21 protein-coding genes are annotated in these 25142 nt (G+C 62.5%); 2 read left to right on the top strand and 19 right to left on the bottom strand.

From position 1 onward, the window contains the following. Positions 1-45: 45 nt before the first annotated feature. Positions 46-507 carry a curlin gene (locus BLU01_RS24215; protein WP_092280215.1) on the top strand — a complete coding sequence of 154 codons (462 nt, stop codon included), beginning with the start codon at positions 46-48 and terminating at the stop codon, positions 505-507. A 27-nt stretch (positions 508-534) separates the two neighbouring features. Then, complete coding sequence (locus tag BLU01_RS24210) at positions 535-1983, top strand: curlin (protein ID WP_092280213.1); 1449 nt, start codon at positions 535-537, stop codon at positions 1981-1983. 867 nt (positions 1984-2850) lie between these two features. Here BLU01_RS24210 and BLU01_RS24205 read toward each other — a convergent pair. The 19 genes from BLU01_RS24205 to mnxG all read right to left on the bottom strand — a co-directional run bounded on the left by BLU01_RS24205 (position 2851) and on the right by mnxG (position 24686). Further along, positions 2851-3717, bottom strand: coding sequence for a CsgG/HfaB family protein (locus BLU01_RS24205; RefSeq protein WP_092280211.1), 867 nt, complete (start codon positions 3715-3717; stop codon positions 2851-2853). A 30-nt stretch (positions 3718-3747) separates the two neighbouring features. Next, complete coding sequence (locus BLU01_RS24200) at positions 3748-4167, bottom strand: curli assembly protein CsgF (protein WP_092280209.1); 420 nt, start codon at positions 4165-4167, stop codon at positions 3748-3750. Further along, on the bottom strand, positions 4164-4553 hold the full coding sequence (csgE, locus tag BLU01_RS24195) for a curli production assembly/transport protein CsgE (protein ID WP_092280207.1): 390 nt from the start codon (positions 4551-4553) through the stop codon (positions 4164-4166). Before csgE ends, BLU01_RS24200 begins: the two co-directional genes overlap by 4 nt. Then, positions 4550-5008 carry a type II secretion system protein gene (locus tag BLU01_RS24190; RefSeq protein WP_231987185.1) on the bottom strand — a complete coding sequence of 153 codons (459 nt, stop codon included), beginning with the start codon at positions 5006-5008 and terminating at the stop codon, positions 4550-4552. Before BLU01_RS24190 ends, csgE begins: the two co-directional genes overlap by 4 nt. 259 nt (positions 5009-5267) lie before the next feature. After that, complete coding sequence (locus BLU01_RS24185; RefSeq protein ID WP_092280205.1) at positions 5268-5648, bottom strand: type II secretion system protein; 381 nt, start codon at positions 5646-5648, stop codon at positions 5268-5270. A 4-nt stretch (positions 5649-5652) separates the two neighbouring features. After that, positions 5653-6126: a type II secretion system protein gene (locus BLU01_RS24180; protein WP_092280203.1), complete on the bottom strand. Its 474-nt coding sequence runs from the start codon at positions 6124-6126 to the stop codon at positions 5653-5655. Between the two features lie 2 nt (positions 6127-6128). Continuing rightward, on the bottom strand, positions 6129-7961 hold the full coding sequence (locus BLU01_RS24175) for a secretin N-terminal domain-containing protein (protein ID WP_092280201.1): 1833 nt from the start codon (positions 7959-7961) through the stop codon (positions 6129-6131). Then, complete coding sequence (locus tag BLU01_RS24170; protein ID WP_092280199.1) at positions 7958-8464, bottom strand: hypothetical protein; 507 nt, start codon at positions 8462-8464, stop codon at positions 7958-7960. The genes BLU01_RS24175 and BLU01_RS24170 overlap by 4 nt, the downstream gene beginning before the upstream one ends. Then, on the bottom strand, positions 8464-9012 hold the full coding sequence (locus BLU01_RS24165) for a GspMb/PilO family protein (RefSeq protein WP_092280197.1): 549 nt from the start codon (positions 9010-9012) through the stop codon (positions 8464-8466). The genes BLU01_RS24170 and BLU01_RS24165 overlap by 1 nt, the downstream gene beginning before the upstream one ends. Beyond that, positions 8999-9544: a PilN domain-containing protein gene (locus BLU01_RS24160; protein ID WP_092280195.1), complete on the bottom strand. Its 546-nt coding sequence runs from the start codon at positions 9542-9544 to the stop codon at positions 8999-9001. The genes BLU01_RS24165 and BLU01_RS24160 overlap by 14 nt, the downstream gene beginning before the upstream one ends. 1 nt (position 9545) lies before the next feature. Beyond that, positions 9546-10349: a hypothetical protein gene (locus BLU01_RS24155; protein ID WP_092280193.1), complete on the bottom strand. Its 804-nt coding sequence runs from the start codon at positions 10347-10349 to the stop codon at positions 9546-9548. Continuing rightward, the gene (locus tag BLU01_RS24150; protein ID WP_092280191.1) at positions 10330-12036 is read right to left on the bottom strand and encodes a GspE/PulE family protein; all 1707 of its coding nucleotides are present in this window, start codon (positions 12034-12036) and stop codon (positions 10330-10332) included. Before BLU01_RS24150 ends, BLU01_RS24155 begins: the two co-directional genes overlap by 20 nt. Positions 12037-12120: 84 nt before the next feature. Further along, positions 12121-12651, bottom strand: a complete 531-nt coding sequence (locus tag BLU01_RS24145; RefSeq protein ID WP_092280189.1) for a response regulator — start codon at positions 12649-12651, stop codon at positions 12121-12123. A 223-nt stretch (positions 12652-12874) separates the two neighbouring features. After that, positions 12875-13828 (bottom strand): peptidylprolyl isomerase, encoded by a 954-nt coding sequence (locus BLU01_RS24140; protein ID WP_092280187.1) that lies wholly within the window; start codon positions 13826-13828, stop codon positions 12875-12877. 17 nt (positions 13829-13845) lie between these two features. Beyond that, a complete protein-coding gene (locus BLU01_RS24135; protein ID WP_092280185.1) occupies positions 13846-15399 on the bottom strand; it encodes a cytochrome c/ABC transporter substrate-binding protein in 1554 nt (517 codons plus the stop codon). Between the two features lie 9 nt (positions 15400-15408). Then, positions 15409-16056 carry an SCO family protein gene (locus tag BLU01_RS24130; protein WP_092280183.1) on the bottom strand — a complete coding sequence of 216 codons (648 nt, stop codon included), beginning with the start codon at positions 16054-16056 and terminating at the stop codon, positions 15409-15411. Beyond that, complete coding sequence (locus BLU01_RS24125; protein ID WP_092280181.1) at positions 16053-16724, bottom strand: SCO family protein; 672 nt, start codon at positions 16722-16724, stop codon at positions 16053-16055. Before BLU01_RS24125 ends, BLU01_RS24130 begins: the two co-directional genes overlap by 4 nt. 13 nt (positions 16725-16737) lie before the next feature. Beyond that, entirely contained in the window at positions 16738-18690 is a 1953-nt protein-coding gene (locus BLU01_RS24120) for a YncE family protein (RefSeq protein ID WP_092280179.1), read from the bottom strand. Positions 18691-18836: 146 nt separating this feature from the next. Next, entirely contained in the window at positions 18837-24686 is a 5850-nt protein-coding gene (gene mnxG, locus BLU01_RS24115) for a manganese-oxidizing multicopper oxidase MnxG (RefSeq protein WP_092280177.1), read from the bottom strand. Positions 24687-25142 lie beyond the last annotated feature (456 nt).

Raw genomic sequence — 25142 nt, 5'->3', positions numbered from 1 at the left:
GCCTTTGCGGTCAGTGGGGCAGGCCACTTCCCACAGGACAACGCCATGAAAACGCCGACCGCCGCCCTGCTCTGCCTGCTTCTGCTTTGCAGCGGTACAGGCGTGCGCGCCGACGACTTGATGGAAAACGACGACCTGGCACCCAGCGCCGACCTCGGCGAGTTGCCACCGCCAGTCGGCCAGCACGCGCTGATCGATCAGAACGGCCAGGCCAACGTCGCGTTGTTGCAACAGAACGGCCAGTCGCTGCTCGGGCGCATCGTTCAGTCGGGGAGCAATCAGGAAGCCTACATCCTGCAACAGGGCAGCGACCTGATGGCGCAGATCACTCAGCAAGGTTATGGCAACGATGCGTCGATCACTCAGACCGGCAGCCACAACCGCGCGCAGATTTCGCAGAACGGCAATAACAACGACGCCAGCATCGACCAGGCCGGCACCGGGCTGTCCAGCGCCGTGACCCAAGCGGGGAACGGCATGAGCGTTTCGGTCAAACAATATCGCTAAGCACTGCAACAACCTGGAGGTTTTATCATGTTCAAATTGACGCCCCTCACCGCCGCCATCCTGGTCATGATCAGTGCCCAGGCCATGGCCGATGACAGCCTGTCCACGCAAAACCAGCTCGGCACCGCCAACATCGCCGACGTCAAACAAACCGCTGCGCCGTTCAGCACAGCCACCCAACAGCAACTCGGCGAAGGCAACGACGCCGCCGCCAAACAGGACACCGCCACCGGCACCATCACCCAGGACCAGGCCGGCGATTTCAACGCCGGTTACGCCGAGCAGTTGTTCGAAAACGGCAGCGGCATCGTCCAGCAGCAAATCGGCGCGTTCAATACCAGCCACGCCAGCCAGTCGATCGGCCTCGGCGAAAACCAGGCGCTGCAGCAACAGCAAGGCAGCGGCAACTTCTCGTTCATTTATCAGGAATCGCAGGAAGCCAACACCGCGCAGACCTTGCAGTTCGGTGACGGCAACGAAGCCAACATCGAACAGATCCAGATGGGCATCGCCAACAACGCGACGGTCATCCAGTACGGCACTACCAACTACGGCACCGCCGAACACATCAACCACCTCGGCGGGCAGATCGGCATCAACCAGGCCGGCGAAGGCAACTACGCCTACGGCGACCAGCGCAACGGCGACGGCGGCACGCTGACCATCAACCAGTTCGGCGACTTCAACGGCACCGAAGTCTGGCAAGACAGCCAAGTTGCCAGCCAGGCTACCGTCAACCAATACGGGCAAACCAACGAAACCGTGGTCGACCAGAGCTTTGGCGAAAACAACGTCGCGCAGGTGTTGCAAGTCGGCGATCTGAACGCGATCTATGCCGACCAGTTCGAATCGATCGGTTCAACCGTCGCGCTGTATCAGCAAGGCACCGGCAACGTCCACTTCACCTACCAAAGCGGCGACAGCCACGTGCTCAACGCGACCTCGGTGGGCAACGGCAACAAAGTCCACGCCAGCAACTGGCAAGGCCCGCAACTGGGCGGCCAATTCGGCAGCAACCAGCGCGCCACCATCAACCAGAACGGCACTGCCAACGTCGCAAGCTTCAAACAGGACGGCGTCGGCCAGATCATGACCACCAACCAGACCGGCTCCGGCAACAAAACCACCGTCAGCCAGGCCGACAGCTACAACGAGCTGTACTTCGACCAGAACGGCAGCGACAACATCCTCATCGCCGACCAGCGCGGCACCACCAACCTGATCCAGGGCACCTCCGCCGGCAGCGGCAACAGCGCCGAATTCGACCAGTCCGGCACCGGCAACCAGGCCTACACCGCGCAACTGTATGGCAGTGACAACCAAATCAGCGTCAAACAGGCCGACACCATGAACGTCGCCTACGTCACCCAGGGCGGCGCCGGCAACATGGCCACCGTCGACCAAAGCGGCGTGACACAAATGGCCACCGTGCAACAGTTTGGTTCGGCCAACCAGGCGAGCGTTTTGCAGCAGTAAATTGTTGGATAAGAAAAACCGTGCTGCTGGAACAGGGCACGGTTTTTTTGTGGGTGGGGGGTTGGTGGTGTTTGGTTGGGTGGTATCGCGAGCAGGCTCGCTTCTACAGTTGGGTTGGGTACATTCGGGGGAGTTGGGTTGGCTGGGGGGGAGTCATCGCGAGCAAGCTCGATCCCACAGGGGGATTTTGGGGTGTTTGGGGAAACCGGGTCGTCTGGCAGGACGCCATCGCGGGCAAGCTTTGCTCCTACAGGGGGTTGGGTGTGTTTGGGGAAAACAGGTCGTCTGTCAGGGCGCCATCGCGGGCAAGCCTTGCTCCTACAGGGGGGGTTTGGGTGTGTTCGGGGGAAACCAGGTCGTCTGTCAGGACGCCTTCGCGGGCAAGCCTTGCTCCTACAGGGGGGTTGGGTGTGTTTGGGGGAAACAGGTCGTCTGTCAGGACGCCTTCGCGGGCAAGCCTCACTCCTACAAGGGCGAAATCAAAGGCAATCCGCTGTGCTTTTCACCACTCAACAGGCCGAGCGTTAGCTCGCCTGCAGCTCTTGATCTTGCCCTGTTGCCCCTTCGGCAGGCTGAGTGGAGGGGTTGATCTGGGGGTGGGCGCGAAGCGCCGTTTGGCGAAGCCGAACGCATCGAGAGGAGGTCGTAGCGAAGCAGACCGTAGGCGATGCCCCCAGATCGACCCCGGAGCGAAGGAACCCCGAGCCCAAGCGAGGGGCCGAACGCCGGGGCAAAGCCTTTTGGTTACTTTTTGGCGTCTGAAAAAGTCACTCGCTGTAAGAGCGAAACCGCCAGCGGCCCGCCCCCAAATAACGGATATACACACAAACCACCCACCAGCCAGGTCGGCCCGAAGGCCGCCTCGACTCACTCCCCCTCACCCTCCTCAACCACTTTGTTCTGAGACAAATACCGCTCCAGAACCTCATCCCGCGCAGGCACCGAATTATCCCCCGCCACCTGCCACAAACGCCGCTCAATCCCCTGCGCCAAAAGATGCCCCACCGCCGCCTCAATCGCCGACAACACACACAACTGCGCCGGCTCATTCGTCGTATAACCCACCTCAGCCTCAAGCAACTTCTTGAACTCAATAAACTTGAACACCCCGGCACTACGCCCCACCGAATAAATCGTCTTGCTCGTCATCACATTCGCCAGCACCTGCCCACTGCGCACATCCACCGCACGCAAATTCACCGACACCTGATCCACCCGATACTCACGCGAAATATCAATCCCCAAATACCGCGCACCCTCCCCGCCACTGCGCACATTGGTGTCATACGCAATAATCCCGCCCTCCAACATCAGGTTCGCAGCCTGCAACGGCGGCAACTCACCCTGGATATTCACCGGGGTATTTTCCTTCTTCTGCGAGGCGCGAATAATCTTGCGTTCGGTCAGCAAGTTCTGCAGCCCCTCACGTTCCAGCACCACAAACCAGCCACTGGCCTGCAACGCATCCATCAACATGCTCGCCGCGCCCTGGGTGACGCTGGTCGAAAATGAACTGGCCGGCGTCGGTTTGTACTGCCCGGTCTGATCCCGAAAGCCATACACCACCGCCATCAAGCGCCCCTTGGGCCGTGGCATCTTCAACAAGTCGTAATAAGTCGACGCCCGCGGTGTCAGGGTCGGCGACTCGGTGTCCTGCTCGGCCGGCATGGTGTCGCGCAAACTGCAACCCTGTAGTGCCGCCAACATCAGCCCTAACGCGATTATTCTTTTCATGTCATTCGCTCCCCGGCAGCCCGAACCCGATCAAGGGTTGAGGCCGTTGACCTGGATTTCCGAAATTTCACCGGTCACTCGATCGGTCACTTCAATGCTCAGTGCGCCGGAGTCGTCGATGACGTTGACGATAAAACTGTCTGTGGACAGGCTCCCGGTGTTGCCCGTGGAGATGTTGTCCAGCAGTTGCCCGAGCAACCGCGATTGCAACTGACTGGTGAACCGCTCCAGCGCCGAAGTACCGGCAATCGCCGAGCAGTTTTTCAGGTCAGGGTCGTCGTAATCGTTTTGCGCCTGGGCATTGTTGAGCAGCCAGGTGCCGTTCAACGGGTTGCCGCCGAAAGACGGATTGATCGGCGTATAGACCAGCTCAGTGGCGCTGACCAAGCCGCAGCTGCCGAGCCCGACAAGCCAGATGCCGGTGCGCTGTGAGAACGTTTTCTTGTTCATAATTCGTCCTTCTCCAGGTCGGTGGTGTCCTGCAATAACGCTTCGAGCTTGCGCTGCACGATCTGCCGGCGAACCCAGTCGGCGGCGTTGTACGCCTCCTCTTTGAGCTCGACGGTGTTCGGCGGCAGGAAGCGCCGGTAAACCAGGCGTTGCTGATATTCCACGGTCACCAGGCTGCCCCAGCGTGCCGAGGGTCGTTCGCGCACCACCAGGTTGAAATCCATCGGGCTGGTGGCGCGCAGGCGTTCGGTGAACGAGTAGTAAAAGTCGTGGCCAATGTGCGAGATGGTGTCGTCGACGACGAAGCCCATCATTTCGTCCTCTGCGCCGGCCGAGGCCAACGGAGGCATCAACATCAGCAGCAACGCCAGGCAATATCTGTTCATGGCGCCACCCCTGGGGATTTCGCCGACTGCGCTTTTGTCGGGCCGGAAGCGCCTTCCAGAAACGCCTTTTCGGCGACGAATTGCCAATCCTTGTAACTGGCCATGCCGACGAAATCCGACCACTGCGTGGGGAAATCCGTCTGCTTGAGCGGCGTGTCCGTGGCAGCGCTGTACAGACCAGTGATGCGCCCATCAAACCCGCGCATCAGCGACCATTCGCCGCCGCCCATCGGGTCCGGGTACAACTGGCGCAGATGATGTTTGGCCGAGGGAAAACGCTCATCCTGCAACAGATCGGCGAGTTCTTTGGGGTACTGCGCCACGCCCGGCGAACTGCGGTAATAGCTGCGCAACGCCTGCGCGTATTGAGTGCCGACCCAGAGCAACTGACGCTCGCGATCACGTTTGGACGCGGTCGACCACAACTGCCCGGCACTGGCCAGGCCCATGCCCATCAGCGCCACCAGAAACAGCACGCCCAGATAAGTGAAACCGCCTTCATTGCGGCAATGCTGTTTCCCCGTGGCGAGGGGGGTTGCTGTGGCGAGGGGGCTTGCCCCCGTCGGGTCGCGCAGCGGCGCCAACTGTGGTTTTGTCAAACAAACCGCAGTTACCGGTTTTTCGACTGCTGCGCAGCCGAACGGGGGCAAGCCCCCTCGCCACAAGAGCCTCAGTTGCCACAGGTTTCCACCCGCAGGCTTACCACCCACAGGCTTACCACTCGGAGTAAAGGCTGCCATCACTCGCCCTCCCGCTCGCGCCGCTTTTGATATCGGCCACCGCGCCCGGCACGCCGTCCGGTGGCGCGACCAGCACCCACAAGTCTTTGCGCTCGGCAATCGGGTCGGTCGGCGGATTGCGCAGATAGCGCTTTTCCACCAACTGCTCGATGGAATCGGGATAGCGCCCGGTGTCGCCGTAATAGTGATCCAGCGCCTCGCGCATCGCCGACAGACTCTGGCGCAGCGTGGTCTCTTTCGAGGCTTCCAGGCTGGTGAAATAGCGGGGCAAGGCAATGGTCATCAGCGTGGCGATAATCGCCATGACCACCATCAATTCCAGCAAGGTAAAACCCTTCTCGCAGCGCTTGTTCATAGGTTCACCACTCGCGGTAGGCAATGCCGTTGAGACCCTTGCCCCGGGCCTTGGAGTAGACGTCGAAGACGTCCTCGCCTTCGCGCGGGTTCTGCGCCGAACTGTCATAGGAGCGCAGGCCCCAGCCACCTTCATCGTCACGTTTGGCCGGGGTCAGCGGGTCGTGCGGCACCCGGCGCAAAAAGTAGAACTTGGCACCCTTGGCGCTGCGCACATCGCGCACGCCCTCGACCAGCACCTGCAGGTTCGGCGGGTAGCCGCTGCTGTTCAGCGACTTCTCGATATAACCGGCATCGAACGCGCGTTTGTAGGCGTCGATGGCGTCGCGAATCTGGTACAGCGCCGCACGCATGTCCTGCTCTTTGCCACGGCGCACCACGGTTTCGGTCAAGGGTGCGGCCATGCCGGCCAACAGGCCGATCAGGGCCAGCGTCACCACGACTTCGATCAAGGTAAAACCGCGCTGGGAGGCGTTCATGATCAATTCTTCTCGACGACAACATTGACGGTCGACGCCACAGGCGTGGCCATGACGTTGTTATTCACCGTCGATGGCGTGCCACGGTCAGGCGCCTGGATGTGCATGCTGGTTTCGGTGCCGGTGGGGAATTCCATGTCCGACGGGCTTTGATACGGCAGGTTGCGCACGATGCGCGGGGTGATCGACAGCACCAGTTCGGATTTGCCGACGGTGTCCTTGTTGCTGCCAAACAAGCGGCCCAGCCCCGGAATGTCGCCCAGCCCCGGAATCTTGTTGCCGGTGGCGCCGTGGTCATTGCGCATCAACCCCGCGAGAATCTGCGTTTCACCGTCGTGCAGGCGCAAGGTGGTCTGCGCGTTGCGGGTGTCGACTTGCACCGGAATCGTGCCTTGGCGGGTCGGCTCCAGCGGCGTCGCGTTGCTCACTTCCAGGGCAATCTTGATCGCCACTTCGTTGTTCAAATGCACGGTCGGCTGCACTTCGAGCTTCAGACCGACGTCGAGGTAGGTAACGCTTTCAGTGATCACCGGGCCTTGTGTGGATGGCACCGACGTCGCGCTGATGATCGGCACGCGCTGGCCAATGTGGATGCGCGCCTGCTCGCGGTTGCTCACACGGATCACCGGGCTGGCCAGGGTGTTGATGTCGTTGTCCTGCGCGTTGATCTTGGCTTGCGGCGACGGCGAAATGGAGATCCGGCTGGAGTTGATGCCCTTCAATTGGTCGAGCAGCGTCACCGCCGAACCGTCGCTGTTGACCACACCAAAGGTGTTTGGCCATTGCAGCCCGAGGTCGAGAATGCGCTGGGTGGCGACTTCCATCACTTCCACTTCCAGCACCACTTCGGGGTTGGACTGATCTTGCGATTGCAGGAGTTTTTCGGCCATGCGGATCGCGTCTTCGGAGTCGCGCATGGTCAAGGTATTCAGGCGTTCATCAACAAACACGTCGCGGGTCTTGAGCATGGTTTTGATCATGTTCAGCGCGGTGTTGGCATCGATGCTGGTCAGGTAAAACGTGCGCATCACCAGCTCTTGGTAATCCTTGAGCTTCTGCGGCGAGTCCGGGTAGATCAGCAAGGTGTTTTCGTTCACCACTTTCTGGTGCAACTGGTTCTGTTGCAGCAGCAATTCCACGGCGTCTTCGATGCGCACGTCACGCACGAAAATCGTCGCTTTCATGTCCGGGCGCAGGTCTTTGTCGAAGATGAAATTCAACCCGGCGACTTGCGACAGCACTTCGAAAATGGTCTTCAGGTTGGCGTCGCGAAACTCCAGCGTCACCGGCCGATCAAGGCGTGTGCGCAGGTGTGGGTAGGCAATCACGTTGCGGCTCTGCACCAGGCGAATGTTGCCTTGCAGCTCCAGCGCGCCGTCGTTTTTCGGGTCAAGTTCGAGGATCTGTTTGACCTGACGGTCGGCGCCGTAAATGTCGCCCCGGCGCAGGTCTCCTCGGGCCAGTTCGAGTTTTTCATCCTGGCTGCGCAGGTAGTCGAGTTGGCGCAAGGCATCCTGCGCGCGGCGATTGTTCGGTTCGATGGTCAGCACCCGCCCGTACGCCTGGCGCGCCGAGACAAAATCGCGGCGTGAGCGGTCGGTGTCACCGGCGGTCAGCAACGCGGTAACGGCTTTGGCGCGGCCGCTGTTGAGCAGCAAGTGCAGCTCGGTATCACGCGGGTCTTCGCGCAGGCCTTCTTCGATACGCGCCAGCCCGGCTTCGTACTGGCCTTGTTCGATCAGGTCGGAGGCCTCTTTGTTGGCGACTTGCGCCGAGCTGCACGCGGCCAGCGCTGTGCTCAGGCACAGGCTCATCAGCAAACGGGATCTGTTCATTGCGTGCTCCCCACAGACAAAGTCTGGGCCAAGTGCAGAGGCAGGTAGACCAGGCTCAATTCCACATCGGAAATGCCCTCGATCCGCCACGTGTCGTCGATCACATCCCCTTTGCGCACGACGTAGATTTTTTCGCCGTTCTGCAAAAACACTTGCAGGTCGGCGCGGTCGGCGAGCTTGCCGACGAACTGGAACGGCATCGGTGGCACGACTGGGGTTTGCACCACCGCAGCGACGGTGACAGGTTGCTCGGTGACCACCGCGAGGGTCGGCGCGGCGCGCCAGCTACGGGTCGCAAACAGGTCGCCGGCGGGGCTGAGGTCCTTGATCGGCGCCGCTTTGACGTTGGCCGGTGTGGGCGCAATCTTGCGTTTGGCCGGTGTGGCCAGCGTCGCAACGGCGTTCTCGTCGGCGGTGTTTTCCTGAAAATATTCCGGCAACCAGGTCAACCCCGCCGCCACCGCGAAGAACCCGACCCAGCCTGCTACACGTTTGCTGTTCATCACGACCTCGACAGGTAAAGGGTCATGCGGATCCGCCCGGTCAGGTCGGTGTCGGCGATCTTCTTGCGTTGAAACTCGACGTCTTCCACCACCACCGCTGGCAACTGGCCGAGCAAGGCGTGCAGGAAGCGCCGCAATTGCGGATAGCTGCCGCGCACCGGTAGCAGAATCTGGTAACGCGCCAGATGAGTTTTCGGGTCGACGCCGAGGGAATATTCGCCCCGCGCCAGGGTGATGTGCTCCTGCGCGGCCAACGCGTAGATTTTGTCGATGGCCACCGTGGCTTGCGGCTGCGACGGCAACTTGCTGCGAAAATCATCCAGTTGCCGTTGCGGCGCGACCGGCGGCGCGACGCTGCCGTCCTCGACTTTGGCCAGGTACTCGCCGGCCTCGCGGGTCTGCTGGTTGAGGGTTTGCAGCGACTGCCAGTCCGGCAGCAACCCGGCCAGCGCAAACAGCAGCGCCAACAACAGCAGCGCCAACCCGGCCAGGCCCGGCACACCGAGGCCTTGCAGGTATTCGTGAACGATCAGTCTAGGGATTCGCATCGCCAATCTCCCAAGTCGCCGACAGGTTGAATTGCACCGGGTGTTCCGCAACGTTGGCGACGATTTCGTGGCTCAGCAGCGACACGTCGGACAGCTCGTCGCTGGCTTCCAGACGTTGGTGAAAGGCGAGCATGGCTTCCAGATCGCGCGCTTCGGCGCTGATCCGCACTTGGCCCTTGCGTGCATCCGGGGTCAGGGTCAACAAGGCAATGTCTTCACGCGGCAGGCCTTCGAGCATGGCGAACAGGCGTTCCCAGGGGCGGCGCAGTTGCTGCGAGACCTTGCGCATTTCCGCGAGGTTTTGCGCTTGTTCGCGTGTTTCGGCCGGGCTCAGGCCAGCCTTGCTGCCGCTGTCGCCGGTGAGCTCGCGTTGCGCGTGTTGCAAGTGACCTTGTTGTTGCGAGGCCTGGTCGTCGAGGTGTTGCTGGGCGAGGAAGCACGCCACCGCTAGCACCACGCCTGCGACCAACAGGCTCCAGCCCAAAGGACCGGAGCGGCGGCACGGCTGAAAGTCGAGCGTCAGGGCGCGCATCTCAGGCCACCGCCCGCGACATCACGTACAGGCAATCCCGTACGGTGCTGCGGTCCTCGGCAAGGTTTCTCAACTGCACGCCGGGCACTTCTGGCGGCGTATCCAGGCGCGCCGGGGCATGCAGGTAAACGCTCAACGGGCGTTCGCTGGTCGAGGCTTGCAGCTGGTGTTCGCGACCAATCAGCGCCATCAGCGCAACATCGCTGTCGCTGCTGCCAACCGAGCGCACCGAAGCCCAGCGCCCTTCGCGGGCCAGCAACAATACGCTGCGCACCGGTTCGGCGACGATGAACAGAAAGTCCCCGGCATCCAGGCTTTTGTCGAAGTGATTGAACGCCGCCATCAAATACGGTTGCACCGAGCGCAGGCGCAAGCCGCGACCGCTGGCGAGGGTGCGCAGGCGTTCGAGCAAGTCTTGCGGCAGCGCGGCGGCAACGCGGTCTTGGCCGGCCGGTTCGGCTGACAACACCAGATTCCACGGCTGGTTGGGCACGCCATAGAGGTCTTCGAAACACAGTTGGGCGAAGCCGCGCAGTTCTTCGGGGCTGCTGATCTGGTCGCTCCACGGCACCAGACAAAACCGGCTGAAATGCCCGGACACCACCACGCTCACTTCAGCCCCGACACGCGCGTGTTCAGCGAGCAAGCGGTCGAGGGTTTCCAGGGCGACGGTCCAGGCATGAAAACCTTCGTCGATAAACCCGACGCTGCCGAGCCAGCGGGTTTCGCTGCCCTGCCGTTGACCGAGGCCGACACCACTGGCGCCGAGCACGGCGACATAACGATCACGAGACAAAAGTGACACGATTGATCTCCTCGAGCGTGGTCCGCCCTGCTTGCACCAGTTCCAGCGCCGACTCGCGCAACAGCCGCAAGCCACGTTTGCAGGCGTGGGCCTTGATCTTCGAAATCGGTTGGCGCTCGACAATCATTTGCCGCAGTTCGTCGTCCAGGTGCAGCAGCTCGGCAATCGCCGTGCGCCCGCGATACCCGGTGCCGCGGCAATGACCGCAACCCTTGCCGTGGACGAACTGGTAATGCGCGACCTGCTGCGGGTCGAGGCCGGAGGCTTGCAGTTCATCGTCGCTGGGAGTGCTCGGTGCGCTGCAACTGGCGCAGACCAGGCGGATCAGCCGTTGCGCCAGCACCGCGTTGAGCGCCGAAACCAGGCTGTACGGGTCGATTTCCATTTGGGTGAAACGGCCAATCACGTCGAACACGTTGTTGGCGTGAATGGTGGTGAACACCAAGTGGCCGGTGAGCGCCGATTGCACGGCGATTTGCGCGGTGTCGGGGTCACGGATTTCACCGACCATGATCTTGTCCGGGTCGTGCCGCAGGATCGAGCGCAGACCACGGGCAAAGGTCAGGCCTTTCTTTTCGTTAACGGGGATTTGCAGCACGCCCGGCAATTGATATTCGACCGGGTCTTCGATGGTGATTATCTTGTCCACGCCGTGGTTGATCTCGGTGATCATCGCGTACAGCGTGGTGGTTTTGCCGCTGCCGGTAGGGCCGGTCACCAGCACCATGCCGTAGGGTTCGGCAGCGAGGCGGCGCAGTTGCTTGAGGGTTTCATCCTCAAAGCCCAGCGCCTGCAATTGCACGCCGCTGACCTTGTCGGCGAGGTCCTGTTTGTCGAGCACCCGCAGTACCGCGTCTTCGCCAAAAATGCTCGGCATGATCGACACCCGGAAGTCGATCTGCCGGCCGCTGATGCCGATTTTGAAGCGACCGTCCTGCGGCACGCGTTTCTCGCCGATGTCCAGTTCGGCCATGACTTTGACCCGGGAAATCACTTGCTCGGCGAACTCGCTGCCCTGGATTTTGCTGATGTTGTTGAGCACGCCGTCGATCCGGTACTTGATCACCAGGCCGCTGCCGGTGGTGCCGAGATGGATGTCGCTGGCGTGCATTTTCAGCGCGTCATACAGCGTCGAGTTAACCAGTTTGACCACCACGCTGGCGTCTTCGCTGATGCTGGTCAGGGACAGGCTTTGCAGGGTGTCGATTTCGACATTGGCATCGGCCTGGGCGTTGAGCGATTCCACCGCGTGGAAGCTTTCTTCGTGCCGCGCCAGGTAGGCCTTGAGGTCATCGGCGTGCACCAGATACAGCGGCGCGCCGTGCAGGCAATCGTCGATCCAGGCCAGGCGCGCGGTGTCGAACGGGTCGGCAAAAACGCCGATCACCGCGTCGTCGTGGCGCAGCAGGATGAATTCGCGTTTGATGCATTGGGCCAGCGTGACCCGGTCAAATACCGGGGTGGCCTGGAACAGCGTGTCGGTGTCGAGCACCGGGTAATGCAGGGTGGCGCCGAGGCACTGGATAAACGCCATCGGCGGCAGATCTGACAACACGCCGAGGGCGTCGAGCATCCGTTCGCCGCAAGTGCTGGCTCGCGAACGTGCCTGGGCCAATTGCTCGCTGCTAAAGCGTGAAGGTACACAGTCCAGCGGTGCCGCTTCCACGGCCAGTGATAGACGTTCCATGGCTTGCTCTCCAACGCCCGGGGCTTGCGGCCCTGTCGGCGCGGCAGGCCATTGCGGCGGGAGCCGGAACGTCGTGTCGCGCCACTATTCCCCGGTGAGCAATTGTTCGTCGTCCGGTGCCATGGAGGCCGATGTTCGTCGGCGATCCGCCAGCACCCAACTGCCGTCGTACAACTGCAGCGGGAAACTCTCGATCCTGCTCTGGCGTCGTTCGACAAAACCTTCAGCGGTGTTCGCGCCCGTCTTGGCCCCGCGCTCCATCCCCAGAAGGTCGCAGACTGCACGGGCCAATTCCGCCAACGGAAAGGGTTTGAACAGGATATGGCTGACGCCCAGTTGCCGGGCCCGCTCACAGACTTCAGCGGTTGGGTGCCCGGTAATCAGCACAAAATGACAATTCCTGTTCAGGCGGACGGCATCGAGCACTTCGAAGCCTTCCATATCCGGCAAGCGGTAATCGAACACCATCACATCAGGTACGAAACGCTCGGCTTCACCGATTGCTGCGCCACCGTCGTGAGCCATCCGGACTTCCAGTCCTTGCGCCTGAAGGTAATCCTTGAGGTTTTCGGCAAGGAGCTTTTCGTCTTCGACAACCAGTACTTTGTTTAACAAGGTCGACTCCTTGAAACAGCAGGTCCGAGTTCCGGGCCTGTTGGAGTGTGTGCCTTACAAGGGCTAACGCACACTTCATGCCAGGCCGGGTGCCGGTATTCTTATCTATTCATGTCCTTGAATTTGAAGACAATGCCACGTCGTCCAGAACCCCCTCCCCCCAAAGGCGGGGAAGCGCACGGATGGGCATTGAAGCTTTTCCCCACTATTGGGGGGGGAACCTTCAATCATCGTCAATCCGCTCGATGCGATTAGTCGATCGCAAGTGCGCCAATACGTCTCGACGAGCCTGGGCCTTTTGCTGTCGGGCGAGGTACGCCCTGACTGTTTCCAGCCCTTGCTCCTCTGTGACATCTGCCGCCTCCTGGTGGTTCTGTAAATAAATCAAATGCCACCCCACCGCCGTGCGCACCGGATCGCTGACCTCTCCGGGTTGCAAAGCGAAGGCCGCCGCTTCAAATTCGGCCATCATGCGGCCACGAGCGAAATAGCCCAAGTCCCCGCCACTGCTGGCCGAATCATCTTCGGAGACGCTGCGGGCGACGGCGGCGAAATCCGCGCCTTGGGCAATTTGCGCACGGATCTCCAACAAGCGTAGCCGCACCGCTTCAACTGTCGCGGAGTCGGCGCCCGGCGCGACTTTGAGCAGGATGTGCCGCGCCTGAACTTCCTCGGGGCGCCCCATCTCGGCGCGGTGTTCGGCAAAGAACGCGCGCACCTGTTGTTCATCCGGTTCAGGGACTTTGGTCAGTTCGGCGAACATCTGTTGCGCGGCCAATTCGCGGCGGGTGTATTCGGTAAAACCGGCCTCGTCAAAACCGGCGTCCTGCAACCGGCGCGCAAACACCTCGGCGCCACCAATGGCCTGACGCGTCTGTTCGACCTGGCTGCGCACGCTGGCGTCGCTGATCTGCACGCCGCGCTTGCGCGATTCCTGCCACAACAGCTCTTTGTCGATCAACGCATCGAGCGCGGCGCGGCGCAGCTGTTTGTAGGCCTTGGGGTTGCGGATATTGCCCACCGCGCGGCCCTGATCTTCCAGGTATTCGGCGAAATAACGTTCCAGGCGCAGCTCGGTAATCACTTCGCCATTGACCCGCGCGGCGGCCGGTTCGTTATTGCTCAGTGCCACGGGCACCCACAGCATCAGCAGCAGCGTTAAGGTCTTGAGCTTCATGATATGGAGGCCTCCGATCAGGGCGTGGCAGCAATGGGTTTGTAGGGCGCGACCAGATAAAAGCGCTGGTCGGGCAAGTCCACGGTGACGATGTGTGCGCCGCTGAGGCCGAGGCGCCGGCCGGGGCCGAAGCTGATCAGCGGGGTCAATCCGGTGGCGAAGTCATGCAAGCCTTCGAGGGCGCTGATGAGCTTTTCGCGGCTGGCGTCGCGCCCGGCCTGCTTCATGCCTTCGCTGAACAACAGCATCGAGCTGAACGCGCCGACTTGCAGCACTGCGTGTTCGCCGCCAAGGCCCTGATGCTCGCGCAACTGCGCCAGCGCCGTGCGCCCGGCTTGCGTCCAGTCGCTGGGCACGAACGGATAAGCGAGAAACACCCGCCGCGAAAACTCGCTGGGCACTTGCAGCAAATCGCCCGCGACCTGATTCGAAGCGGCGAACAGGTAAGGCGCCTGTCCAGTGTTCTGCAAACGTTTGGCCAAGCGACTGAAACCAGCGCTGTCGCCGAGGTAAAACAGCGAGCGCGCGCCCAGCGGCAGCTCATCGTGCGTCGAGTCATAAGGCTGTAGCCGCACGTCTTGCCAGGCATTTTTCTGCAGGTAATCACCCAGATTCTGCGCTGCCAGGCGTTGGCCGGGATCGTCCGGGTAGGCAATCAACGTCGGCCCGTCGAGCACCGGCAGGCTGTGCGTGGCGTAGTCAGCCAAGGCGATCAGCTGTTCGCGCAAACCCGGCAACGGTTCGAAAATCTGCCGACTGCCGGGCGCCGTGCCGCGCAGCGACAGTGGCCCGATCAGCGGCACGCCGGCGCTTTCCAGGCGTGCGGCCAGTTCACTGTCGAGGGCCGGCACCAGCGGCGCGATCAGCGCGAACACCTGTTGCTGCTCGATCAATTGATCAAGCGCCGCTTCGGCACTCGCGCGGTCCGGGCCGGGGTCGAGAATGGTCAGGCGCAGCGTGCGCCCGTGAATCCCGCCGGCCTGATTGATCCGCGCGACGCTGCCCTTGAGCACCGCCGCCACCGTCGCGCCCTCCTCGCGCAACGGGCCGTTGCCGGGCAACAACGTGCCCAGGTGCAGGCTGTCGGCCTGCAGGCCCGGATCGCGTTCATCGCCCAGGCGTTTGAGGTAGGCGCTGAGGTCGCGCTGGTCCTTCATCGACAGGATGAACCGCGGCATCGCCGGGTCGAGCCGATTGTTGCCGGGGTCGCGTCCTTCCTGCACCGCGCGGCTCAGGCTGGCCTCGGTGTAGGCCGGGTAATCGCGCCCGTTGACCTGCTGCTGACCATAACGGCTGCTCAGTCGCGACCAGTTCAGATCCGGCGGCCGCACCCCGCCCTCCGCGCGCCCCTGACCATCGACACCATGACAATTGGCGCACGGCAGGCTGCTGGCCGGCAGCAAAATATCCGCCGCGCCGACCCGCGCCATCAGCGGTTCACCGCTGCTCGAAAGCCCTTCGCGGTACAACCGCTTGCCGGCGCTTTCGCTGGGCGTGAGCGGCAGCGCGCTGGCAGTCAGGCTGAGGCTGACGCCGAGGCTGGCGAGCAGGCACAACAGGGCGATTTTCATGGCCCGGACTCAGCGTCCGACCACGGGCATGCTCAGCAACTGCAAGCGCTGGGCAATCGCGGCGGCGGGCGCGTCGGGGCGGATTTTGCTCCAGCGCTTGTTGGCCACGTCACCGACGATCAGTTGCGTGGAATGCTGTTCGGGCGTCGGCACGATCTGGCCAATGCGGCTCAATACCAGATCCATCTGCGCTTTGTCGCCAGTGAGAAAAAGCCAGTGGGGCCCATCGACGCCCTGCTTCAAGGTGTAAGCCTTGAGCACCGCCGGGGTGTCCCGCAGCGGATCACTGGTAAGGGAGATAAAGGTGATGCCATCGGCCTTGTCGCCCAGCACTTCGCGCACTTCCTTGAGCTTGCGGGTGATCAGCGGGCAGGCATCGTTGCAACTGGTGAAAATCACGTTCAGCAGCACGATGCGGTTCTGCAAGGCATCGCTGTAGAAGCGCAGGGAGTTGCCGTTCTGGTCGAGCAACGGCGTGTCGGTGAACCAGGTTTTCGCATCGCGGGTGCCGGTTGCCGGTGCTTCGGCTGCGACGGGGGCTGCGGGGGCATCAGCAGTCGCTGCCGGCGCTGGTGGCTGGTGCCCTTCGTGGGAAAACGCGAGAAAGCTGACCATGCAAAAGCACATCGTCAGGAAGATCAAAACGAGCGCTTTCATGGCTGATGCTCCATGGCAATGGCGGTGTGTTTGGCGTGGGCGTTGCGCTCGCCGCTGAGTTTTTCCACTTCACGGGTCAGCACGGTCGGGTCGGTGAAACCGTAATAACGTGTCCAGTGACGGCTGTTGCCATCGCCGACCATGATCAGCGGCGCATGGCTTTTGAAGTCGCCACTGAAGGTGCCGAGGCCCTTGAGCGTAGCGTTGACCGACTGCGGCGTGCCGGTCAGCCAGCTCCAGCCCGGACCGTTCTGGAAGCTGCGCGCGTACTCGTTCAGGCGTTTGGCGTCGTCGCGCTGCGGGTCGATGCTGATCGACACCAGTTGCACCTCTTTGCCGACCCGTGCGCCGAGCTGCTTTTGCACCTTGCCCATGATCGACGAGACCACCGGGCACACCGTGGTGCAACTGGTGTAGATGAAGCTCATGACGACAATTTTGTCGCTGACCAAGTCCTTTTCCAGACGTACCGATTGGCCGTGCTGGTCGACCAGCGCGACGTCGGCGAATTTGACCTGAGCGCTTTCCTGACTCTTCGCCGCTGCCGCCGCGTTATGCCCGGCGTGTTCATCCGCCGAGTGCGCCTGCGCCTGGCCGCTACCGAGGGCCAGCAGGCATAGAGTTACGAGCGATCGCGTCAACAGTCCGTAATGGGCAAATCGGTTCATGGCGGTTTCCTCTTCAGTGAGCATCGCCGGGCAATACCCGAACGCTGGCAAAGGTCTTGTCATCGAAACTCGCGCCCAGCGACGCCGCGCGCACATGCAGGTACCAAGCGCCGCTCTGGCCGAGGGTCACCGGGGCTTCGTACACGCCATTGCCGACGTCCAGCGCAGGCACTTCGCGAGCCCGTGAACTCGGCGCGCGGAAGTAGCGCACGTGCACGTCCTTGACGCCGCTGCGTTGCGCATTCTGTTTGCCCTGGACGATGCGAAAGCGCACCACGTAAGGGTTGCCCAACGTCGCCGTGGAGGTGTCGAGCATGAATTCGACTTTCGGCACACCGGGCAACTGAGCGAGGTTTTTGTCCGGCTCCACCAAAGTGCTGAAGCAGTGAATGATGTTCGGCTGATTGAGCAGAAACGCGACATCGAAACGTCCCGCCGCCGGCAGTTTGATCCGCGCGCTGTAGAGGCCCGGTTCGACTTCGCGCAGGCTGCGGTCGATGACCATGGCCGCGCGCGCCACTTGCCCGCGATTGGGGTAACCGGACATCGGCGCGTTCATGCCTTCGGCGTAGAAATAGGTGGTGTTGTCCACCGGGTTGACCACGAACACCGCGTTGTCGTCACGCGACACCGCCAGGCTCGACGCCAGCGGCAGATCGCCGGCCAGCCGTGGCGCTTGCGGCCCGGCTTCGAACGCCTGGCTGATCGGCGCGCGACCTTCGCCAAGCGACGCCAGATTGATCATTGTCACTTTCGCTGACGCCAGGCCGCGCACGTAGGCGTAGGCCTTGGTGAACACCACTTGGTAGGGCTCGGCCGAGACATCAACGCTGTGGATCAGCACGTTGTTCGCCGCGTCGATCACTTCGGCGCGGTTCTCCAAAGTATTGAGCACCACGCCGAAACGGCCGTCGGCGCTGAACCCCATCGGGCCGAGGCCCTGGCTCAGTTTGATCACCCGGCGCACCGTGAGGCTGTTGGTGTCGACCACGGTGACGCTGCCGTCCTTGCCGTCGGCGACGTACACCGCTTGCGAAAGCGCTGAGTAGGCGACGGACAACGGGTGCGAGCCGGTTTTCAGTTGTTGGCTGATGGTCAGGCTGGCGATGTCGATGATGCTCAGGGTGCCGTCGTCGCGGTTGGTGACGAAGGCGTGGCGGCTGTCCTTGCTGAAGGCGATTTCGTGATGACCGGCGCCGGTGGCGATGTGTTTCAGGGTTTTCAGGCTGCGGCTGTCGATCACGCTGACGCCCGATTCTTCAGCGGTTTTCGCGTTGTTGCCGACCCACAGCAGGCGCTCGTCGGGTTGCAAGGCGAGGCGCACCGGGTTGCTGCCGGCGGCGACCGAGTCGAGCAGTTTGAATTGCTCGCTGTCGATCACCGCGACTTCACCGGCCAGCGGCATCGAGACAAACACGCGTTTGTTGTCCTTGGGCGTGACCCAATCCATCGGCGGTTGCTTGAGTTCGATCCGCGCCATGGTGCTGGTGATGCCGCCGACCGAGACCGACGGGTCGACCACCGAGACGCTGGCGTCGCGGCTCATCACCAGCAGGTAATAGCTGTTGAGGTCGAGCAAGGGCCGTGCGCCGATGCTCGATTTGAGGAACACCCCGACCCGCGATTTGCAGCTTTGCTCACGGCCCTGGGCCTGATCGGCGGCGACGGTTTCCGGGTCGACCCAGGCGCCGGGGTTGACCCCCGCCAGCGGCTGTCCGGAGTTGCTGTCGGTAACGCGGAACTGCACGTCGGCAAACGCGCCTTCACGCAGCACGCCATCCGCGGCCAGCGCTTGCACCTTGAATTGCACCGCCACGCCGTCGCGCTGCAGCGTTTGATTGCTCCAGGCGTCGGGCACCGCGACCTCGCTGAGCAACGTCGCCGGCGCCGTGCGCCAAACACCCAGCCACATCAGCGCCACCCCGACCACCAGCGCACACCCGGCCAATTTGATAGTCCTGTTCATCCCGCGTCTCCCCTTCAGATGTGTGCCTTGCGCTGACCCTGTAGGAGCGAGGCTCGCCCGCGAAGGCGTCAGCCGCGACACCCTCAAAACCCGCGTCGTGCCCTTCGCGGGCGAGCCTCGCTCCTACACCAGCGGTCAGCCGTTGCCTATGGCGCAGGCGCAGGCGCCGGTTCGGGTTCGTTGGTCACCCGCAGCAAACCCCAGAGCCCGGCGGTGTTGCCGAACGAGGCGTTGTCGCGGAACAGGTAATCACCCGGTATCGCATTGATGCCCCCGGCGCTCGGGTGCATCGAGCTGAAATGCGCCGCTGGCAACAGGCTTTCGCGGGCGCCGATGTACATCGACATCGGGTTGTAGCCGAACCGCACCGAACCGACCCCCGGCGTGCCCATCGGGTAACCACCGGTGTCGCTCTTCTCCGACAGGTACGGGTTGACCGACCACAGGTGACCGTCGAGTTGGAAGGTCGAACCACGGCTGCCACCGGACGGCATCAGCGTGTGCAGGCGGAACGGTTGCCCCGGTTTCGCGTACAACACCGGCGTCTGCGGATCGCCACCGACCAGCGCATTGCTGTAAGCCATGTGCGCGTTCGGCACGTCGCCATAACCATGACCGTCAGCGCGACCGAACGGAGCGTCCGGCGCCAGGCCGAAGCGGAACCACATCGGTTCGGCCTTGTAGTTGATGGCCATGCTCGCGTTGTCCTTCGGATCGTTCGGCACGCCGTTGCCTTCCGAGGCGATGCCTTCCACCGGCCGACCATTGGCCCAACGCATGTTCAGGGCTTTCTGCCAGACCAGCGCAAAGTCGCGGTAGCTGGTCTGCCCCGCCGCCGTCACCGTTGCCGAGACTTTGCGGATGTCATCGACCCAGGTGGCGCCGATCGGCAGGATGCTCATCGCCCCACCGAGGCCTTTCTGCGGCTGCTTGATCACGTCGGCCGGAGTGAAATTCAACCCGCCGAATTCCACCGCCGTGGCGTTGATGTTGTCGACGCTGCGGCCCAGTTGGGTGATCGGTTTGCCTTCGCGCTCCAGGTGCCCGGCGTAGTACTGGTAAGTACGGGTCGGGTACGCGCCAGTGCTGCCGACTCTTGGCGGCACAGTCTGGATCGGGTTGGCGCCGACGTTGGTGCCGTCGGATTTAGTGATGTCGTACGCCAGCAATTGCGCGTGCAGACCGACATGGCTGGACGGCCGCAGCAGGTTGTTGTTGAAGGTGGTCGAGCCTTGGCCATCGTTACGATCACGCTTGGCCAGGCCTTGCATGATCGCGGTCTGCGCCAGGTCCGGCATCACGCTTGGCAGGCGGTTTTCCAGGGTGATGTTGATGCAGTCACCCGCCGCCGCACGCAGCACCAGCGGCTCTACCGGAACGCCGGGTTTGAGCTTGCCGGTGACCGTGTCGAGGTCGGATTTGCGCACGTACATGATCGCAGTCGGATCATGCAGCGGCCCGCTTTGACCACCGATGGTGAAGGTTTCGCCGTCCTCCGGATCAGTCACCGTGACCTGCGGAATACTCACCGTCCGCGAGTTGAACACCAGGGTGCCGCCCGCCGGATTCAGCGGCCCACCGACATGTTGGCCGATGCCCGCCGAGTCACCAATCGACAGCCCCAGAGGATTGCTCAGGATGTCGTTGGCCAGCGCCGCCACCACTTCGTAGTTGCGTTGCACAGTAGGCCGCGTGCCGATGCCGTTGGGGTTGGCGCTGATCCGTGGGCAACTGCCATCGAACGCCACGGTGTTGCGCATGCCGGCCGGTTTCGGGTTGTTCGGCAGCGCGAACAGGTCGGCGCGTTGCGCGGTGTAGTTGCGCATCACGCCCCAGATACCGTTCCAGTAACCCTCGATCGAAGCGTCCATCGAGTACAGATAATCACCCGTGGTCGCCGCCGAACTGGATAGCATCGAAACCGGGGCGATGAAGCCCATCTGCTCGGAGATCCCGACCATTTGCGAGGCGCGCCAGCCGGAGTTGGAGCTGTTGCCGTAGCCGGAGCCACTTTGCAGCCATTTCACTCCATGCAAAGTCACGTTGTGCTCTTCTTCGTGACCACCGGCGTGCACCCGCAGCCGCACGTTGTCGCCGGTGTAAGTGCGCAGCATCGGCGTGAACGGATCGCCCGGTTCGGCGCCGCCACGGTTGACGTGCGGCGGGAACAGCGTGGTGCCACCAGTCGGGCCGGTGGCTGCGGTGATCAGGTTCGGCGCCAGGTTCATCGCTGGAATCGCCCGGTCGGTACGGCTTTGCATGGCATACGCGAGGTCGCCGCCGAGGCCGTCAGCCTGCATGCCGCGCTTGCCGTCCGGGCCAACCTTGTTCGGGTCGTACACGCGCAGGGCCAGCGGTTCGTTGCGGTAATTGACCACGAACATGCCTGGGTCATCGACCGAGATCGCCTGTGGGCATGGCCGGGTCGGGCAGCCCGGCATGATCCCGCCGCGCACTTCGACCACCGCTTCGAGCAAGGTGCTGGTGTTGTCACGCACCGGCGGGTTGATCGCGTAGCGGAAGCTGTCGGCGGTCGCCGGGAACGCTTGTGGATTGGGCACGCCATTCGGCCCGGCGCCGACGTACACACCCGCTTCATAGGCGTGCTGGAAGTCGCTGTATTCGAGGAAGAACTCACGGAAGCTGTCGTTCTTGCCGTCGCCATCAAGGTCACCGGTGGATATCACCGCTTGCCACGAAGTCGGCCCGCCGTCCTGCCGTGCGCCGCTGTACAAAGGCTCGCCGGTTTCGGCGTGGAACCAGGTCGAACCGGCCGGTTCAGCCAGCACGGTGGCGTACAGACCAATTTGCTGATGGGTCGATGGGCCTAAGTGGTCGTGAGTGAAAATGGTCCCCAAACCACGGTCGACACCTTTGGCGTTGACCACCGGATCGACAAACCAGCGCTGCATCGCCGTGCGCGCACCGAGCCAGTCGGCGCGGCCGTATTGGCCGAAGAACGGATGCGCCTTGGCTTTCGGACAGGCCGGCGTGCCGTCGCGCGGATCGGTGCCTGCGCACTGGTTGAACTCGCGAATCGCATGGATACGTTCGACCACGGCGCCGGGGGAAAGCACGCCGTCTTCATAGTTCCAGCCGTTGGACGAACCATCGGCGGACACCAGGTCCCATTTCGGCAGGTGAATGTGCTGGCCGATCACGTCGGTCGGCGTGCGCACCTGGTAATCGTCCATCTCATAGGTGGCCGGCACCAGGTTGGTTTGCTGGTATTGCACGCAGTCGAAGGTGTTCATGCGCATCACCAGCGGTTCTGGCGGACGCTGTTTGTTGATCACCGGCCAGGCGTCTTCCCACAGCGCCAGAATGCGCGCCTGCGGGAAGTGGTAACCGACCTTGTTGTACACCGCGTCAAACTGGATATTCGCCGCTTTGTAAACGCGCGGACGGTCAGCGGTGAACGTCGAGGAACCGGTGAAGGACATGCCGTCCACTCGCTCACCGCTGTTGAACTCACCAATGCCGGCGCTGGCGGTCAGGCGTTTTTGCCGATCGTCCATGCACGGTTCGTAGAACGGCGCGCCGGCAATCGGCAAGGCGCCGTTGGTGCGGAAGGCCTTGGCGACAATTTGGTTACCGGGCAGCAAGGCATAGCTCGGATGGTCTTTTTTCGCATGGAACGCCATCGCCGCTTGTTCGACTTCAGTGCCTTCCTCGGGCAGATACAGCGGTTTGGCGCGGGTCACTTCCTTGGAGAAATCCAGCGACGTGGTGATGGTATTGGCCTGCCCGCCGGCAGATACGCCGTCGAGCGAATGCCGGCCCAGTCCGCCGTTCCAGCCACCGGATTGCGCCGGGTCAAGGTTGGCCCATAAGGCATTGCCGCTGGTTTTGAGTGCCTGCGCCGTGGCGGCGTCGAGCATGTCCAGTGGCGGAGTTGGCGGACGTTGGCCGACCGAGGTTTCCATGCCGCCGATCCAGAACGGATAACCGGGGTTTTTCAGGCTGCCGTCGGCATTGCGGTTGGCTTCGCTACGGTCCACCAGGGCCAGCGAGCCAATGCCCTGTGAGGCGCCGGCCTGATGCTCGCTGTCGTCATCATCGTCATCGTCGTCGTCATTTTCGGCGACCAGGGTTTCGCCGACTCTCGGCACGATTGCGACTTTGCCCGGCATTGGCGCCATGGCTTTGCCCGGCAGCGGCACGATGGCCGGAATCGGTGTACCGGCGACGATTTCACCGTCCGGCAAGGCGCGTGCACCGGCAGCCGGTTTACCGCTGCGCAGGGCAAACGGTTCGTTGTGGAAACCGTCGGCGCCTTGCTGCGAAACCTCAAGTTTGGTGCCTTCTTCGAACACGTCGTGCACCCGCCACATGGCCCACATGCCTTGGGCAAAGTGCGGGTAGAAGTGGCAGTGGTAGATCGCATCGCCCGCCACGCGGTTGCGGTTGCCCGAACCACCGTTGGCGATTTCATAGGTATAGCCGGCCCCCGGACCGATGCCCTGCGCGTCGAGGTAATCGGTGTTGTCGTCGTTGGGGTTGAACAGCCATTGGTGGCCGTGCAAGTGGAAGATGTGGTGTTCGTACCCGTTGTGGGTGTTGCGGAATTTGACGAAGTCGCCGATGTAGCTGTGGTTGACGTTGGACGGCTCCGACGGGTACAGCGCCATGGTCGCTTTGACCCCGATCTGATCGGCACGCGGGGTTTCACCGGGACGAATGTTTTCCAGGCCGACGTTGGCCGGCACGTCGACCAGCATCGCGACGTCGCCGACGGTGTGCGAGCTGAGGAAGAATTCTTCGTAGGCACACGACAGGCAATCGTGCATCGGCCCAACGCCCAAGCGGTTGGCCAACACCTCGGCGCCCATGCCGCCAGCGCCGTAGTTGATCATGAACGAGTCGCGAGTCGGCTCCAGCACGTGGGCCATCACCGGGTCGGCGAAGTACGCCGGGAAGGCCTGGGTCACGGCGGTTTCGTCCTGGAATTGCGCGGCGAAATCGCGGAACGGTTCCAGCCGATTAGGCAGCGCCGGATTGCGTTTGCCCATCGATTCCAGCGGATAGGTCGAGGCCGGGAAACTGCCATCGGCGTTGCTGCCCATGACAATCGCATCGCTTTCGCTGGAGATGATTTCGCTGCCATCGACCATGTTGATGATCGGCGTGCCGGCCTTGCCTTCACGCACCCACGGCTCGCGCTGCGGGTAACGCGCCTGATAATCGACGATTGGTTGGCCGGTCGGCGTGCGGCCGCTGCTGGCCAGGCGCATTTCTTCTTCAGTCAGGGTGTTGCGGTAGGTGCGGCCGCCCTTAGGCACCACCACCACTTGGGCAAACAGGCCATTGGCGTTGTTGCCTGCGGCACCTTCACCGCCGAACGTTGCGCCGCGACTGCTGACATCGAACGCGCCTTCGCGCTCGGCGTACAGGGTGTACGAGCGAGTCGCGCCGGGGGCGAGCAGGGTATTGGCATTGCGCCCGGTGTAGGAGGCGATGTCATCGATGCTGTTGACCGCTTGCAGACCGTTGACTTGGAAACCGACGTGACGGTCGGCCACTTGTTCATCGACCTTGAAATCCTCAGCGTTGCCGTTGCCGCCGCCCTCGTTTTCGTTCTCGACTTCACCCTCTTCTTCACCCTCGTCGTCATCGTCGAAGTGTTTGTTCGGGTTGGCCTGATACGCCAGCAGGTTCTGCAGGTTGATGGTCAGGCAGTCACCGGCGGCGACACGTAGCACCAGCGGCCGGGGGCGCTTGTCGGGACGCAGTGAGACTTTGCCCGGCACCGCCGAACCGCCCTGGGCCAGCGAACGGTCATGGTCATCGACCACGTCGCGGCGCAAGGCGAACATCATGCCGTTGGCATTCTGCGCGCCGAGGCGGTTGAACATCAGCGGCTGATCGAACGCCACGACGTTGGCCACCAGATTGCGCTCGCAACGCGCCGCCGCCTCGGCCAGTTCGATGCCGAGCACCGCCCCCAGCAACAGCAGCATTTTGAACAAGGACGAAGCTTGGAATGTGCCGCTCATGATCACGGGCCTCGCTGAGGGTGCTCACAGGAATAATTCTCGACAAAAGCGCTGGAGCAATCCGCATGCCATAAATAATTGTTCTAGTTTTCAATGCGTTGAAACATTCAGTTAATCATTCGGGGCAAATAACCCACCCCCATTCCCCATTTCGCCGCCACTTTTGGCGTTGTCGCCCGGCATGGCGCTGGGCATGCCGCACGACCTGTAGCAACTGCCGAGCTTTAGCGAGGCTGCGTCCGACGGCGCAGCCGTCGCAAACGCTGTGCACGCAATCTCCCAGGTTCACCGCGTTAACCGATCTCGCGACGGCTACGCCGCCGAACGCAGCCTCGCCGGGGCTTGGCAGCTGCTACACGGGTTTGGCGCAGTCGCTGGACTTGTCGCACTGCCTGTAGCAGCTGCCGAGCTTTAGCGAGGCTGCGTCCGACGGCGCAGCTGTCGCAAACGCTGTGC

Origin of the sequence: Pseudomonas prosekii (assembly GCF_900105155.1) — a bacterium.
GTDB lineage: Bacteria > Pseudomonadota > Gammaproteobacteria > Pseudomonadales > Pseudomonadaceae > Aquipseudomonas > Aquipseudomonas prosekii.
This window is presented reverse-complemented; position numbering and strand designations above follow the sequence as displayed.